Origin of the sequence: Kolteria novifilia, assembly GCA_007748055.1 — a bacterium.
Lineage (GTDB): Bacteria > Planctomycetota > Planctomycetia > Kolteriales > Kolteriaceae > Kolteria > Kolteria novifilia.
On sequence record CP036279.1, the window covers coordinates 4,701,339 to 4,715,941 of the forward strand.

The 14,603-nt window shown below is 62.4% G+C and carries 10 protein-coding genes; 7 read left to right on the plus strand and 3 right to left on the minus strand.

The window, feature by feature from the left end:
* The first annotated feature begins 180 nt into the window (after positions 1-180).
* Both Pan216_RS17275 and Pan216_RS17280 read left to right on the plus strand, forming a co-directional pair.
* A complete protein-coding gene (locus tag Pan216_RS17275; RefSeq protein WP_145259737.1) occupies positions 181-2,370 on the plus strand; it encodes an outer membrane protein assembly factor BamB family protein in 2,190 nt (729 codons plus the stop codon).
* 349 nt (positions 2,371-2,719) lie between these two features.
* Entirely contained in the window at positions 2,720-3,142 is a 423-nt protein-coding gene (locus tag Pan216_RS17280; RefSeq protein WP_145259739.1) for a dual specificity protein phosphatase family protein, read from the plus strand.
* 24 nt (positions 3,143-3,166) lie between these two features.
* Here the strand turns inward: Pan216_RS17280 and Pan216_RS17285 are convergent, their stop codons facing one another.
* Both Pan216_RS17285 and Pan216_RS17290 read right to left on the minus strand, forming a co-directional pair.
* Entirely contained in the window at positions 3,167-4,573 is a 1,407-nt protein-coding gene (locus tag Pan216_RS17285; RefSeq protein ID WP_145259741.1) for a DUF1501 domain-containing protein, read from the minus strand.
* A 14-nt stretch (positions 4,574-4,587) separates the two neighbouring features.
* The gene (locus Pan216_RS17290) at positions 4,588-7,368 is read right to left on the minus strand and encodes a PSD1 and planctomycete cytochrome C domain-containing protein (protein ID WP_419192654.1); all 2,781 of its coding nucleotides are present in this window, start codon (positions 7,366-7,368) and stop codon (positions 4,588-4,590) included.
* A gap of 342 nt (positions 7,369-7,710) precedes the next feature.
* On the opposite strand from Pan216_RS17290, the gene coaD reads away from it, so the two are divergent.
* The 5 genes from coaD to Pan216_RS17315 all read left to right on the plus strand — a co-directional run bounded on the left by coaD (position 7,711) and on the right by Pan216_RS17315 (position 13,334).
* Positions 7,711-8,217: a pantetheine-phosphate adenylyltransferase gene (coaD, locus tag Pan216_RS17295; RefSeq protein WP_145259744.1), complete on the plus strand. Its 507-nt coding sequence runs from the start codon at positions 7,711-7,713 to the stop codon at positions 8,215-8,217.
* 295 nt (positions 8,218-8,512) lie between these two features.
* Complete coding sequence (gene nadD / locus Pan216_RS17300; RefSeq protein ID WP_145259746.1) at positions 8,513-9,127, plus strand: nicotinate-nucleotide adenylyltransferase; 615 nt, start codon at positions 8,513-8,515, stop codon at positions 9,125-9,127.
* 63 nt (positions 9,128-9,190) lie between these two features.
* Positions 9,191-10,315, plus strand: a complete 1,125-nt coding sequence (locus Pan216_RS17305; RefSeq protein ID WP_145259748.1) for an aminotransferase class V-fold PLP-dependent enzyme — start codon at positions 9,191-9,193, stop codon at positions 10,313-10,315.
* A gap of 292 nt (positions 10,316-10,607) precedes the next feature.
* Entirely contained in the window at positions 10,608-11,387 is a 780-nt protein-coding gene (locus tag Pan216_RS17310) for a glycosyltransferase family 2 protein (RefSeq protein ID WP_145264075.1), read from the plus strand.
* A gap of 423 nt (positions 11,388-11,810) precedes the next feature.
* The gene (locus Pan216_RS17315; protein WP_145259751.1) at positions 11,811-13,334 is read left to right on the plus strand and encodes a pyridoxal phosphate-dependent decarboxylase family protein; all 1,524 of its coding nucleotides are present in this window, start codon (positions 11,811-11,813) and stop codon (positions 13,332-13,334) included.
* 214 nt (positions 13,335-13,548) lie between these two features.
* Here Pan216_RS17315 and Pan216_RS17320 read toward each other — a convergent pair whose 3' ends face one another.
* Complete coding sequence (locus tag Pan216_RS17320; RefSeq protein WP_145259753.1) at positions 13,549-14,577, minus strand: zinc-dependent alcohol dehydrogenase; 1,029 nt, start codon at positions 14,575-14,577, stop codon at positions 13,549-13,551.
* Positions 14,578-14,603 lie beyond the last annotated feature (26 nt).

Genomic DNA, 14,603 nt, shown 5'->3' on the forward strand with positions numbered 1-14,603 from the left:
CTCGCGAACATCGTCTTCCCATACGCGCCGAGATGAATACTTCGTTAAGAATCTCCATGCGAATGGAAGTCCTCGTGAAGCTTGTGGGTAGTTGGCTCCACATTCGTTGACTCCCTCTCTTCACCGCTTAATCTACCGCCGATCTTCGTCATTCTCCGATCGCAAACGAAAGGCGGAACCATGTGTCGAGAGAACCGATCCATCAGCATCGAGCCCCTCGAAGAACGCGCCGTTCCGGACGCGGGAGCATTCGTCAACGGCCTCTACCTGGCGCTCCAGGAACTGCCCTCTCCCCCGTCGAGTTCCGAGACCGCCCCTCTCATCGCCCAAGTCGAGTCGGGCGCCATGAGTCGTGAGGCGCTTGCCAGCCAAGTTCTCTATTCCGATGCGAGTGCAAGAACCTACATGGCGGGTCGCTACGAGCACTTACTCGGTCGACTTCCGTCGTCGAGCGACGAGTTGACTCCCTGGGTTCAGTCCCTGTTGAATCGCGAGATGGACACCGAAGACGTCAATGTCGCCATTTTGTCCTCCAACGAGTTCCTCGACGGTGTCGACCGCGATCCCGAACGCTTTGTCGCCAAAGCCTATCAAAAGGTGCTGTTCCGCGAACCTGGATCGGGTGAGGTCGACGGTTGGGCCAACGCACTGGCCAGCGGTGAGATGACCACGGAGCAAGTCGCGCGTGGCATCCACGGCGCGGAGGAATCCTTCGCCAAGCGTCTCTCGGCCGCGTACGAGGCGTTGCTCAACCGGCGGATTGATCCTCAGACCGAAGGGGGTTGGCTCGCGCAACTGACCGCCGGCAACATCAGCTACGAGGGAGTGATCGGCGCCATCGTTGCCTCGGACGAGGCGGATAAGACTTGGGAAGAGACGGCACCCATTCCGATTCCCCGCGCCCTTCTTGGTGAAGCGTCCGTGATCGAACCGGGCGAATGGACGCAGTATCTCCAGTCATCCAACGGCGACCGCGCCATCGAAGAGACGACGCTCGGTCGCGAGTCGATCGACGGGCTCAAGATCCATTGGGAATTCGACACCAACGCTCCGGTTGCCGCGACGCCAATCGTCGTGGGCGGCGTCGTCTACGCGGGCGACATGGGGGGCGAAGTCCACGCCCTGTCGCAGAGCACCGGACAGGCCATTTGGCATGCTACCGCCAACGGCCCGGTCACCGCGAGCATGTTGATGACGCGAGAAGGGGTCCTCGTCCTCGGCGATCAAGCGGGCTTCATCTACGGACTCGATGGGGAAACCGGAGATCGGCTCTGGGCCATCGACACCGCGACCGAATTCGGCGAATTCGCCTCCGCGATCTGGGGCTCCCCCATTCAGGCGGCGGACTACGTCGTCGTTCCCGTCTCGTCGAATCAATCGGGCAATCCAGGCGGCGAGCTCAATCACAGCGGGCGACTTCTTCGGATCGATCCGAGAACCGGTGAGTTCACGGTGCTCCTGGATACGATCGCGCCGGAACTGAAGGCCCTGGGGTCGAGCGGAGCGAGTATCTGGAGTTCCCCGGCGTACGACTCGAGCACGAACACCGTCTTCGCGACCTCGGCCAACAACTACACCGGCCCCTTCGAGACGACCGACGGCGACGGGAACGAAATCCGAGCGTGGAGCGATGCCTTCATCGCCGTCGATTTGACGACGACCGAGGTTCGTTGGCGAACACAAACGACGCGAAACGACGCCTGGGTCATCACCGATCCCTTCCATCCGGTCGACCATCCCGACTTCGGCTACGGCGACTCACCGGCGGTCGTCACCACCACGATCAACGGCGTCCCACGAAAGGTCGTGGCCGCCGGCGAGAAGAGCGGCATCTTCTACGTGCTCGATGCCGAGACGGGAGAGATCCTCAATCCTATCGAGCCCCTACCCACGAGCCCCGTCAACACCGAACCGGGACTCTTGATCGAGCCGGCCGAATCGGCCGACGGCTCTCTCTTCAGCGATTCGTCCTACGACGAACAACTCGACCTCTATTTCGCCAATGGATTGGATGTCGCTCGTACGTCCGTCACCGATCCCATTGTCCACGATGGGACGCAAGGTTACCTGGTGGCGATCGAAGGAGACGGCTCGGCGGTTCGCTGGAGACTCGACACCGAGGCGCAAAACTACGCCGGCACGACAGTCGCCAACGGTCTTGTCTACCTCCAATCTCAGGACGGCACGCTGCTCGTCGTTGATGGAGCCACCGGCTCGATTGTCAGCCAAGTCGCTCTGGGAATTCCCTCCCAGAGCGGTCCGGCCATCGCCAACGGTCGCGTCTTCGTGGGCGCTGGCGATTCGTTGACCTGGTTCTTCACCGGAGGTGAACTCGACCTACCCGGTAAGATCGTCGCCCTCGGGCTATAAACGCCCCATCGGCGAACGACAACAAACGACAGGAGCCCCGGCAAGCGTCTCGTTCCGATTCGCTCTCCGGGGCTTTCTTCACTTTTTGCCGATGCCGACGTGCGCGACCGGGCCCCGGCGGGACTCGAATGTCCACGGGGCTCGCTTGAGGTGACCCAACCCGGCGCCTCCGCCGAACGAGAACCATCGGTGGTCGCTCCACAGGATGAGTTGGTTCCGTAGCCCCATCGATGGTAGGATCGTAGCCCCCTCGGTACCCCCGTCTCGAATGGAACCGCGATGTTCCCAACAGCGATGCACGGTGAATCGTGGATCGGACGATCACGCACGAGAGACACTGAGTCGCCCCATGAAAGAAGTCTTGTCCGGCCTACTCTGGATCGCCAACACCGAGGACGCGCAGGATATTCGCGTGGTGCTGTCAGAAGGGATCGCGGTCGTCATCGACTTGGCGTGCGAAGAACTTCCGATCGCCTACCCGCGCGACATGGTCTATTGCCGATTCCCGATCGTCGATGGGACCGGGAATCCGGCCTACTTGCTCAAAGCCGCGATCGACTCGGCCGCGTCCTTTGTCGACGCGAACGTTCCGACACTCGTGGCGTGTAGCGGTGGGATGAGCCGTTCCCCGGCGATCGCCGCGGCGGCCATGGCACGACTGCCCGGCATGACGTTCGACGCGGCCCTGGAAACCGTCACCCGAACGGGACCGATCGATGTCTCGACCGCCCTCTGGTTGGACGTCAGCGCTCTGGCGAACCGGAGAGCGTGAGCACACGCGTATTCGCCAACCAACTCACGCGATGACGTCGTGCACGACGTGGCCGTGGACGTCGGTGAGGCGGAAATCGCGGCCCGCGAAGCGGTAGGTCAGCTTCTCGTGATCGAAGCCGAGCAGATGAAGAATCGTCGCGTGCAAGTCGTGAATGTGGACCGGCTTCTCGACGGCCTGGAAGCCGAACTCGTCGGTCGCGCCGTGAACGTGGCCCCCCTTCACGCCACCGCCGGCCATCCACATCGTGAAGCCGTGATGGTTGTGGTCGCGTCCGTTGATCTTGCCTGCGTTGGCGCCCGGCATCGGTAGCTCGACGGTCGGCGTCCGGCCAAACTCCCCTCCCCAGACGACGAGCGTTTCGTCAAGCAAGCCACGCTGCTTGAGGTCGGTGAGCAACGCGCCGATCGCTTGATCGCATTGCCCCGCCAGTCGACGATGGTTCTTCTCGATCTCGTCGTGACTGTCCCATGGTTGCCCCGCCCCGTGCCAGCACTGAACGTAGCGCACACCCCGTTCGACGAGCCGGCGGGCCATCAGCATTTGGCGACCGTGAAGGGTGTCACCGTACATCGCCCGGACCTTGTCGGACTCGAGGTTGACGTCGAACGCGTCGCTGGCCTCGGTCTGCATGCGGTAGGCGAGTTCGAACGACTGAATCCGCGCGTCGAGCATCTCCTCGCCGGGACGCTGCTCGCGATGGCGCTGGTTGAGGTTCGAGAGGAAATCGAGTTGGTGCCGCTGATCCTCGAGGCCGAGGCCCGGATTGCGAATGTTCTCGACCAGCTTATCGACCTTGCTGTGCTTGCAGTCGATGTGTGTGCCCTGATACGTCCCCGGCAGAAACGCCGACTGCCAGTTCGACGGGCCCTTGATCGGGTAGCCGTTCGGGCAAAGGACGATGAATCCCGGGAGATTCTGGTTCTCGGTCCCAAGACCGTAGTTGATCCACGACCCGACGCTCGGACGAGCCAAGCGGGCGTCGCCGCAGTTCATCAGCATCAACGACGGTTCGTGGTTCGGCACGTCGGCCCGCATCGAGCGGATGACGCAGAGTTCGTCGGCCGACTTCGCGACGTTGGGGAATAGTTCGCTGATCTCCAAGCCGCTCTCGCCGTGACGCGTGAACTTGAAGGGCGAGGGAAAGGCTCCGCCGGTCTTCCGCTCGGTCCGAAGATGGACGGGAAGCTCCTTGCCCGCGTACTTCTCAAGGGCCACTTTGCGATCGAAGGTATCGAGGTGCGACGGTCCGCCATTCATGAAGAGGTGAATGACGTGCTTGGCCTTGGCCGGGAATTGCGGCTCCTTGGGAGCGGTGACCGACAACGCCGCCGCCCGCGCCTCGTCCTCGGAGAACATCGAGGCGAACGCCAGCGAAGCGAGTCCCATCCCGGACTGAGCGAGCATTTGACGACGAGTCGTGTGTGCCATGGGATCGTTCCCTCTTAATCGACGAAGGAGAACTCGTTGGAGATCAGCAGGGCTTGAGCGAGCTGATTCCACGGGTCTCCGTGCTTGACGGTCTTCAAATAGGAGAGTGCCGACGCGATTTCCTCGGGGCTGGCGTCGCGAGCATACGCGAGGCCGAAGAGAACTTGCACCTTTGCCTGGTCGCCCTCGGCGCTTCGCATCCTCGGGTGACGCGTCATTCGCGAGGCCTGCTCGATGACGAAAGGCGAGTTCATGAGAAAGAGCGCCTGTTGCGGCACCGTCGTTTGGTGACGTTTCACGATCGACTGATCGGGAGCCGAGACGTCGAAGGTCCGCAGGATCGTCGGGTAGAAGAGGCGGTCGACGAAGCTGTACATCGTGCGGCGCCGCTCTTGCGGACTCTGCACCGAACCGACCGAGCGCCCTCCCACTTCCCGCTCCAAGCCACCACTAACCGCGAGCATCGAATCGCGCAGGGGCTCGAAGTCGAGCCGTTGGGGGTTCATCCGCCAGCAGTAGACGTTCTGGGGATCGCGCTTCGCGACATCAGGACGGACGTCGCTGCTCTGACGGTAGGCGTTTGAGAGCACGATCGTCCGGTGGAGGTTCTTGAGCGACCAGCCCTGGTCCATGAAACTCGATGCGAGGTAGTCGAGTAGTTCCGGGTGCGTCGGCTCGTCGCCGCGAATCCCGAAATCGTCGGGGGTCCGCACGATCGCTTTGCCGAAGTGCTGCATCCAGATCCGATTGACCAGTACCCGCGCCGTCAGCGGATTCTCGGAACTCGCGATCGCCTCGGCGAGTTCGAGCCGACCACTTCCGTTCTGGAAGGAGCGTTCCGACGGTTCGAGCACCTGGAGAAAGCGCCGCGGGACCGCTGGCCCACGCCGGCCCGGATTGCCTCGCACGAAGACGTAGGGATTGACGGGATTGGTCTTCTCCAACACGACCATCGCTCGCGGCGGAGCGCCTTCGGACTCGTTGTCGAGGGCTTTCACTTTCCCCTCGAGTTGCAGTAGCCGCGTGCGGTGTTTGCGATCCAAGTTGTTTCGTCGATCTTCCGGCGAAAGGGTCAACAGGGAGGCGGCGCCGTACAGGACACGCCGGAATTCTTCCGCGTCGGCGTTGGCGAGGGGCTTGTTCGCATCGGACTGGCTCAGCGCCTCCTTGCGAACCATCGCGAAGAGGTTGTGGTAGATGCGAGCCACATCGACGATCGACGCTGGCTTCGCCTCGACGAGCCATTCCCTCAGAAGAGGATTGATCGGTTTCTTCTGCTTGACACGGCGCTGGATGATTTGCTGCGCCTTCTGCTCGAACTCTTCCGGCGGCACCGCCGACAATTCGCGCCAGATACCGAAGAGCGAGTTGTCGCGAACCTCCCTTCGATCGAGGTAGCTCTTCCAGAGCCGCTCCGCGGTGCGGCGAACCTGTTCCTTCTTGAGCGTCAGCAGAAGCTTTTTGCCCGCGTAGGGCCCGTTGCGGCGGCTCGTCCGCTCAATGAGCAAGTAGTCGCCGACTTGATTGCGCAGATCCTCGGCGATCTCGGCGAAGTTCTTGTCGACGTAGTCGGTCACGACCTGTTGCCGCTTCGCCCGCTCCTTGAGGTATTCCTGATAATCCTCTTCCCGCTTCGGTTGGCCGATGACGGGCAATTCCTTTGGTTCGGTCACGCTCGCGAAGACGCCGTAAAGCGAGTAGTAGTCCTCGGTCGGAATCGCGTCGTACTTGTGGTCGTGGCATCGGGCACACGCCACCGTCAGCCCAAGCATCCCCCGACCGACCAAGTCGATCTGATCGTTGACGATCTCGCGTTGGTTGTTGAGGAAGCGATTGCCGACGGTCAAGAATCCAAGCGCGGCCAGATGGCTCTTGTCCTCGCGCTCGGGCAACATGTCGGCCGCCAGCTGTTCGATGAGGAACTGATCGTAGGGCAGATCGTTGTTGAGCGAGTCGATGACGTAGTCGCGATAGGTGTAGGCGTGGGGAAAGGTCGTGTTCTTCCCGCCGGCCTGGTAGCCCATCGTGTCGGCGTAGCGGGCAACGTCGAGCCAGTAGCGTCCCCAACGCTCGCCGTAGTGGGGCGACGCGAGCAGCCGCTCAATCACCTTTTCGTAGGCATCCGGCGAGGCGTCCGCGACGAACGCGTCGGATTGCTCCTTCGTCGGGGGCAGCCCAGTCAATCCGAGGGTCACCCGCCGCAGCAGGGTTCGCCGATCGGCCGGCGCCGAGGGGGTGATCTTTTGCTCGTCGAGCTTGCTCAAGATGAAAGCGTCGACCGGCGTCTTGATCCACGAAGGGTTACTGACCTTGGGTAGTTTCGGGCGGACAACGGGCTGAAAGGCCCAATGATCCGAGCGAGCATCGCCCAGACGCTCGCCCATGGTCTTGGCGCCCGCGACTTCCTCCCTCGCGGGCCAAACCGCGCCGTCCTTGATCCAGGTCGAAATCGCGGCGATCTCGGTCTCGCCGAGTTTTTCCTCCGGAGGCATCGTGATATTGCCCGTATGGGCCACGACGTCCATCAGCTTGCTCTTCTCGGGCTTGCCCGGGACCACGAGCGACTTCGCCTCGGAGTCCTGGATGAGGAACTTCCGCGCATCGAGGCGGATGTCGGACTCTTGGGTATCGGGTCCGTGGCAGTCGATGCAGTGATTGAGCAGCACCGGTCGAACGTGCTTCTCGAAGAAGTCTTCGCGGGAATCCTTGGCGGCGGCAGCGCCAGCGGCCATGGCGAGCAGCGCCACGCCAAAGGCGAGCAAAAGGGTAGGATGGTGCGGGATCGTTCGGAACATGGTCGATGAATCCTGGATCGTCTTTCGGAGGGAGCCGAAGGATGTCATCCCCGGCCTCACGATAGCACATCGGGTTGGCGGTCGATCGTTCAATCGGTGGGAGCTGTTCCGCTATCAAAAGCGTATCCGATCAAAGCCCGTTCGTCAACGCAAAGCGCCCCGCTCACCCGCGGTGAAACCGCCTCTATCTCCGCCAAAGTCGTTTCCGGCGCAAATCCCTGAACGACAGGGAATTGGGGTTTCCTCCCGACAATGATCCTTCGTTGCCATGCCGACCCGACAGCGTTACAATCGCGACTGCGTCGAGCGGGGAGTTCGGGGGGCCTTGGGAGGGATGATCCGATGAATCGTGGGGCACGGATTGCCGTCTATACTGGATCGTTCGACCCATACCACTTGGGCCACCAGAACATTGTTCGGCGGGCTTCCCGTCTTTTCGACCGTTTGGTCATCGGCGTTGGCGAAAATCCCGAGAAACGGAGCGTCTTCTCCCAAGAGGAACGCGTCACGATGATCGAGGAGCTCGTCGAGGAGCTTCCCAATGTCGACGTGCGCGGCTTCAGCGGCTTGGCCGTCCGCTTCGTCCGCGAGGAAGGTGCTCGCGTCCTCCTAAGAGGCATCCGCGCCCTTTCGGACATCGAGTACGAGTTCACCATGACCCTCACCAACAGCACCCTCGACGAGGAAATCGAGACCGTCTTCCTCATGGCCGACAAGGAATACGGCCACCTCTCCAGCACGCTCATTCGCCAAATCGCGGCTCTCGGCGGCGATCTTCGCGGATTCGTTCCCGAGCCGGTCATCGGACGACTCGAAGCCCGCTTTCGTCAGAAGGTTGGCCAAGCGTAGGGCACTGTCAAACGTCGGGTTGCCAGTGACGTAACTCGTTCTCACTGGCTGTAAAGCAGCCAGTGGCACCCGAACATCAGGTCTTGACGCGGAAGTGGTGGTTCGTTGATCATTCCCCCCTCGCCGACGGTTCCGAACCGTTGACTCCCCTTCTCGCTCTACAAAAGCAAGCTCTCGCGGACATTCCGCCTCGAGCGACGATAATGAGCCAAACATTCGGCTCCCCAGCGGCGACCACTGGGAACGAGCCGGCGATTGACGGTTGAGATGAAGCCTCTTCGAGGGAGTTCGAGCATTGCGGCAGCGTTTGGGGATACTCGGCGGTTCTTTCGATCCCATCCACCTCGGGCATTTGATTCTGGGCGAACGCGCCGTCGAGTCGTTGTCCCTCGATCGGCTTCTCTTCGTGCCCGCGTCGATTCCGCCTCACAAGCAGGATGAGCATCTCTCAGCGGCCGATCAGCGGCTCGAACTGGTGCAACTCGCCGTGGCTGGCAATCCGAACTTCGAAGTCTCGGACATAGAGATGAAACGAGGCGGTCCGAGCTACACCGCCGACACGCTCGAAGCGCTCACTGAGGATTTTCCCAAGCACGAGTTGGTGCTGATTCTGGGAGCCGACATGGTGATGAACCTCCCGACGTGGCATCGTCCCGAGCAGATCGTTCGGCTTGCCCGAATTGCCGCGGCTCGGCGTCCCGACACGACGCGGATCGATTTCAGCTCGCTCGAGGGCCTCTTCAGCCCCGATCAGCTCGATTGGACAGCGAGCAACCTCATCGAAATGCCAGCGATCGGGATCTCCTCGACGGAGATTCGCGAGCGCTGCGCCGCCGGCCGCTCGATTCGCTACCTCGTCCCCGCCCCGGTCGACTCCTACATCCGGGCCCACGAACTCTATCGGGGCTAGCTCGCGTTCCTCAACATCGTGCGTGAGGGAACCGGTAACATCACCACCTTCGGAGAGCAACCGATGAGCGACCACTACCGCGACGAGTTCCCCGTGACGAAGAAAATGGCTTATTTCAACCACGCCGCCGTCGCTCCGCTGTCCAAGCGTGCTCTTGAGCGGGTCCACGCTTGGGCCAACGACATGGCCGAGCATGGCGATCTTCACGAGGGCGACTGGTGGGTCGAGATTGAAGAGATGCGGGCCCGCGCCGCCCGATTGCTCCACGCCGAGAAAGAAGAGATCGCGATCCTCAAGAACACGTCCGAGGGCATCGGCTTCGTCGCCGAGGGCTTCCCGTGGAAGAAAGGCGACAACGTCGTCATCGCCCAGGGCGAATACCCTGCCAACGTCTATCCGTGGATGCACTTGCAATCCCGAGGCGTCGCGGTGAAGACCGTTCCCGAGCGCGATGCACGAATCCCCTTCGAAGAGATCGAGGCGGCGATCGACGAGCGAACCCGGCTCCTTTCGATCAGTTTCATCCAATTCGCGACCGGTTTTCGCAGCGATTTGGCGGCCCTGGGCCGTCTTTGCCGCGATCGGGGGATCGATTTCTGTGTCGACGCGATCCAGGGGCTCGGCGTCTTCGACATCGATATGCGCGAGTTGGGGATCGACTACCTGACCGCCGACGGTCACAAGTGGCTGGTCTCGCCCGAGGGGGCCGCGATCTTCGCGATCGCCAAGGACAACATCCCCAAGATCCGCCCCGTGAGCATCGGCTGGAAGAGCGTCGTCGACTTCCTGAACTACTCGACGATCGACTTCCGGCTACGCGACGACGCCGCTCGGTTCGAGAACGGAACGTTGAACGTCGGCGGAACCGTCGCGCTGGGAGCGAGTTTGACGCTCTTTGAAGAGGTCGGCATCGAGACGATCAACAGTCTCGTCAAACGCAACACCGATGATCTCGTGACGATGCTGGAAGCCGAGGGGGCGACCATCGTCAGCTCGCGCCGCGAGGGGGAATGGTCGGGAATCGTCTGCTTTCAGTGGCCGGACGAGGATGCGCGTGCGGTGGTCAAACGCTGTCGCCGCCAGGACGTGATCATCTCGACGCGGGCGGGGCGGCTTCGCGCGAGCCCCCACTTCTACACCAACGCCGAGGACCTCCAGCGGCTCCGCTCGGCGCTGGTGAACCGGTGAGCCAAGTTCGTCTCGCGTCCAAGCCGCGCTGGCGGTATTCTCGGCGTTCGCTTACACTCCACGGGGCCGAAAACCGTCCCCGCGAGCGACCCGTGTCGTGCCGGGACGCGAGGCGTACACAAGACAAGTCTCGGCGAGTGATTCCAACGGAACATCACGGGCGGACGAGCGAGCCGTCCTCTTCACCCATGGCCAAAGGGATACGGTGAGCGACGAACAGGCAACGGAAGCCCCAACCGACGACCAACCCCAGAAACCCTCCGAGTCCGTGACGCACCGATGGGCGACCGGGATGTCGGTGGAGGATGAACCTCACTACCACCAACTCAAGAGGGTTCTCGGGGAAGCGGCGCTGCGACAACTCGGCGTCTACCCCCTGCCGGCCGACTTTCTGCTCTCGGTCGCGATGCCGGTCTTCAACGAGCGGCACACGATTCACGAGATCATCCGCCGGGTCCGCGCGGTACCGATTCCCAAGGAAATCATCCTCGTCGATGATTGCAGCACCGACGGGACGACCGACATTCTCAAGGAGATGGAAGGACAACCCGACATCAAGCTCGCTTTCCACTCCAAGAACCAGGGTAAGGGAGCGGGCTTGCGAACGGCGTTCGGCATGGCCAGCGGCGACGTGGTGATCGTTCAGGACGCCGATCTGGAGTACGATCCCAACGAGTATCCGCGACTGATTCAGCCGATCGTCGATGGTCGGGCCGACGTAGTCTACGGATCGCGGTTCATCGGCGACGTCACGCGCATCCATCTCTTCTGGCACCGGGTCGCCAACGGCATCCTGACGCTGTTGTCGAACATCTTCACCAACTTGAACCTGACCGACATGGAGACCTGCTACAAGGTCTTCCGCCGGGGCGTGCTCGACGACATCAAGATCCGCCAGAACCGTTTCGGCGTCGAACCGGAACTGACCGCGAAGATCGCCCGGCGCCGCTGCCGGGTCTACGAAATGCCGATCTCCTACCACGGACGCGACTACTCCGAGGGCAAGAAGATCGGACTTCGCGACGCGTTCGACGCTCTCTACTGCATCGTTCGCTATTCCATCGCGGATTGAGGAGAATCGGCGTCGGGAATCCGATCCGAAGTGGGGAAGTTAGCGGGCTCGCTCGACTCACCGAGCCGAGTCGCGGTCGATCACCGCTTGGGAAGTGGCATCGAGATCAACGGTAGACCTTGTCGCCCCGTACCAGAATCACGGAAACGACGAGCATCACTCCCAGAAAAACGATCCCCATCGGGCCGTTCAAATAGCCGAAAACTGTCCTGACAAATTGATCCATGATGACCTCGTCCGCATGGCTTGCGCGGCTTTCACCGATTGACCCAATACACCCTGACTGAAAAGCACCGAGGGGAACGTACCGGTCTACGCAAGTCCTTATACGTCATACGGTTGCTCTAGTGTACTTCATGAAACGGCGCCGAGGAAAACTTCCTTGGCGCGGGGGCCCGACGGAACCTCAAGGAGTCGATCGCGATGGCAACGGACAGCCTCACCGAAGCGAAGAAACGCCTTGAGCGGGCCTACGATCCCGACGCTTTCGAACAGGCCGCGACCGTCTTCGCCCAGCGATCGGCGCGCTATCTTCGTCTCATGCGGCCCCGGCCCGCACCCGCCCTGCCCTGGGCGGAACCGGAGGCACTTATCGACGTCGCGCGCTCCTGGATCGATCGCGAGCCGCCCCCCATCGTCGAACCCGACGATACCGCGACCTCCTTCCACCGCCTCGCCGAGACGATCCTGGATCACGGGCACCGGATCCACTCCCCTCACTACATGGGTCATCAGGTTCCACCCCCCGTTCCGGTCACGGGGCTCTTCGCCGCGATCGGATCGCTGACCAATCAAGCGATGGCGGTCTACGAGATGGGCCCCTTCACCACCGCGGTCGAACGGGTGATGATCGAGAAGCTCGGCGAATTGGTCGGATGGAACCGGGGTGGCTTCGCGGGCATCTGCACGCACGGCGGCTCACTCGCCAACTTAAGCGCCCTCCTCACCGCGCGCCATCGCCACGACAAGGAGTCTTGGACCAACGGCGTCGACTCGGCGGGACCGACACGCCCGGCGATCATCACCAGTGGCGACAGCCACTACTCCGTCGCTCGCGCCGCCGGCGTGATGGGGATCGGAACCTCCCAGGTCCTCAAGGCCCCGGTCGATGCCGAGCGACGGCTCCGGGCCGATAGCGTCCGCCGGGTGCTCGACGAAGCGGACAATTCGGGACTCGAGGTCTTCGCGCTGGTTGCCTCGGCATGTGCGACCCCGATTGGCGCTTTCGATCCGCTCAAGGAACTCGCCGACGTCGCCCAGGAGCGCGGCATCTGGTTTCACGTCGACGCCTGTCACGGGGCGAGTGTCCTCTTCTCCCAACGGCACCGGCATCTCGTCGAGGGCATCGATCGGGCCGACTCGGTCGTGTGGGATGCCCACAAGATGCTCTTCGTCCCGGCTCTGTGTACCTTCGTCCTCTATCGCGACGCCGCCGTCAGCTACGAGACCTTTCAGCAGGACGCCCCCTACCTCTTCGATGCCGACAATCCCGGGATGGCGGAGTACGACGGGGCGGTCCGAACGCTCGAGTGCACGAAATCCGCGATGGCCCTTCCTCTGTGGGGGCTTTGGTCGATCTACGGGCCGGAACTCTTCGAAGACCTGGTCGACGTGACGTTCGCGTTGGGGGCGACCCTCGCGAAATTGCTCGAGGAGAAACCCGACTTTCAACTGATGCACAAGCCCGACGGCAACATCGTTTGCTTTCGCCACGTGCCCGAGCAACTCGCGGCGGCGAGCGACGAGGAGCTCTCACGGTTCCAGCAAGGCCTACGGCGACGGCTGCTCGAATCGTCGCGTTTCTACATCACCGCGACGCGGCTTGAGGGGAATGCCGTTCTTCGCGTCACTCTCATCAATCCCCTCACCGAGCGTGACCACCTCGAAGGTCTGCTCGACGCCCTTCGCGAAGAGGGAGGTGCGCTGCTCACGGAAGGAGTTGAGTAGGACGACGTCGAGGCGAAAGTATCAGGCTCTAGCGCTCCCCTCTCCCTGTGGGAGAGGCAGCCGCTTGTTCCCCTCTCCCCGTGGGAGAGGCAGCCGCTTGTTCCCCTCTCCCCGTGGGAGAGGGGTTTGGGGTGAGGGGGTTCCTCTTCGCGAATCACCCCCAGCTTCCCGGGCCAAAATCTCCCTCACCCGTCTCTTGCCACTCCCACTCCCCCTATGGCTCGACGACGATCTTGACGGCTTGGCGACGGCCGGCGGCGAGATCCTCGAAGACTCGCGGCGTCTCTTCCAGCGTGCATGTCCCGGTGATCATGGGCGTCAGATCGAATCGCCCCTCGTTGATCCAGGTGACGATTTGTCGGAAGTCCTGGGCGTTGAAGCCGTAGGTTCCGACCAAGTGCTTCTCGTTGCTGGAGATGTGTTGCAGCGGCAGCGTCACTTCCTTCGCGAGGTTGCCGAGCAACACGACGGTTCCGCCCGGCCGTGCCGCGTCGAGCGCCGTCAGCACCGTCTTCTCGATCCCGACCGCCTCGATCACCGCGTCGGCCCCGAGCGCCGCGTCGGAGCCATGGTCCTCCTTGAGATGGGCCCGGAGCGTCTCCACGTTCGACGGAATCGCCTTCGCACCCTGGCGCTCGGCGAGGGCTCGCTTCTCCTCGAGCGGTTCCATCAGGTAGACATCCCACTTGCCCATGACCTTGGCGACCATCGCGAGCGACTGGCCAATCGTCCCTCCACCGACGATCGCGAGGGTCTTGGCCGACTCGGGCACGTTCGCGAGGGCGTGATAGGAGACCGCGAGCGGCTCGTTGAGCAGCGCCTCGGCGTAGGGAATCTCGTCGTTGAGGACCGCGAGGTTCTCCGCAGGCACCGAGATGTATTCCGCGAAAGCCCCCACCTTGCCCGTATTGACGCCGAGCACTTTGCGGTCGGGGCAGCACTGGACCTGGCCCGCCGCGCAAAAGGGACAGGCTCCGCACCCGATGATGTTGAAGGCCGCGACGCGATCGCCGGGCTTCCAGTCGCTGACGCCCTCGCCACAGTCAACGACTTCACCCGCGAACTCGTGCCCCATGACTTGCCCGGGCGTACGTCGTCCCGACTCGCCGGTGTAGCCATGGACATCGCTGCCACAGATTCCACAAGCGGCGACGCGCAGCTTCACTTCACCCGTCTGGGGGCTCGACTCGGGAAGGTCCTCCAAGTGCATTTGGTTCGGGCCATCGTAGACTATCGCCTTCATCGGTTCTTCCTTTCACTCGATCGAGA

Coding starts and splice junctions, on each gene's coding strand:
- Pan216_RS17275 (WP_145259737.1), top strand. CDS start 181: ATGTGTCGAGAGAACCGATCCATCAGCATCGAGCCCCTCGAAGAACGC.
- Pan216_RS17310 (WP_145264075.1), top strand. CDS start 10,608: ATGTCGGTGGAGGATGAACCTCACTACCACCAACTCAAGAGGGTTCTC.
- Pan216_RS17285 (WP_145259741.1), bottom strand. CDS start 4,573: ATGGCACACACGACTCGTCGTCAAATGCTCGCTCAGTCCGGGATGGGA.
- Pan216_RS17290 (WP_419192654.1), bottom strand. CDS start 7,368: ATGTTCCGAACGATCCCGCACCATCCTACCCTTTTGCTCGCCTTTGGC.
- Pan216_RS17315 (WP_145259751.1), top strand. CDS start 11,811: ATGGCAACGGACAGCCTCACCGAAGCGAAGAAACGCCTTGAGCGGGCC.
- Pan216_RS17280 (WP_145259739.1), top strand. CDS start 2,720: ATGAAAGAAGTCTTGTCCGGCCTACTCTGGATCGCCAACACCGAGGAC.
- Pan216_RS17320 (WP_145259753.1), bottom strand. CDS start 14,577: ATGAAGGCGATAGTCTACGATGGCCCGAACCAAATGCACTTGGAGGAC.
- Pan216_RS17305 (WP_145259748.1), top strand. CDS start 9,191: ATGAGCGACCACTACCGCGACGAGTTCCCCGTGACGAAGAAAATGGCT.
- coaD (WP_145259744.1), top strand. CDS start 7,711: ATGAATCGTGGGGCACGGATTGCCGTCTATACTGGATCGTTCGACCCA.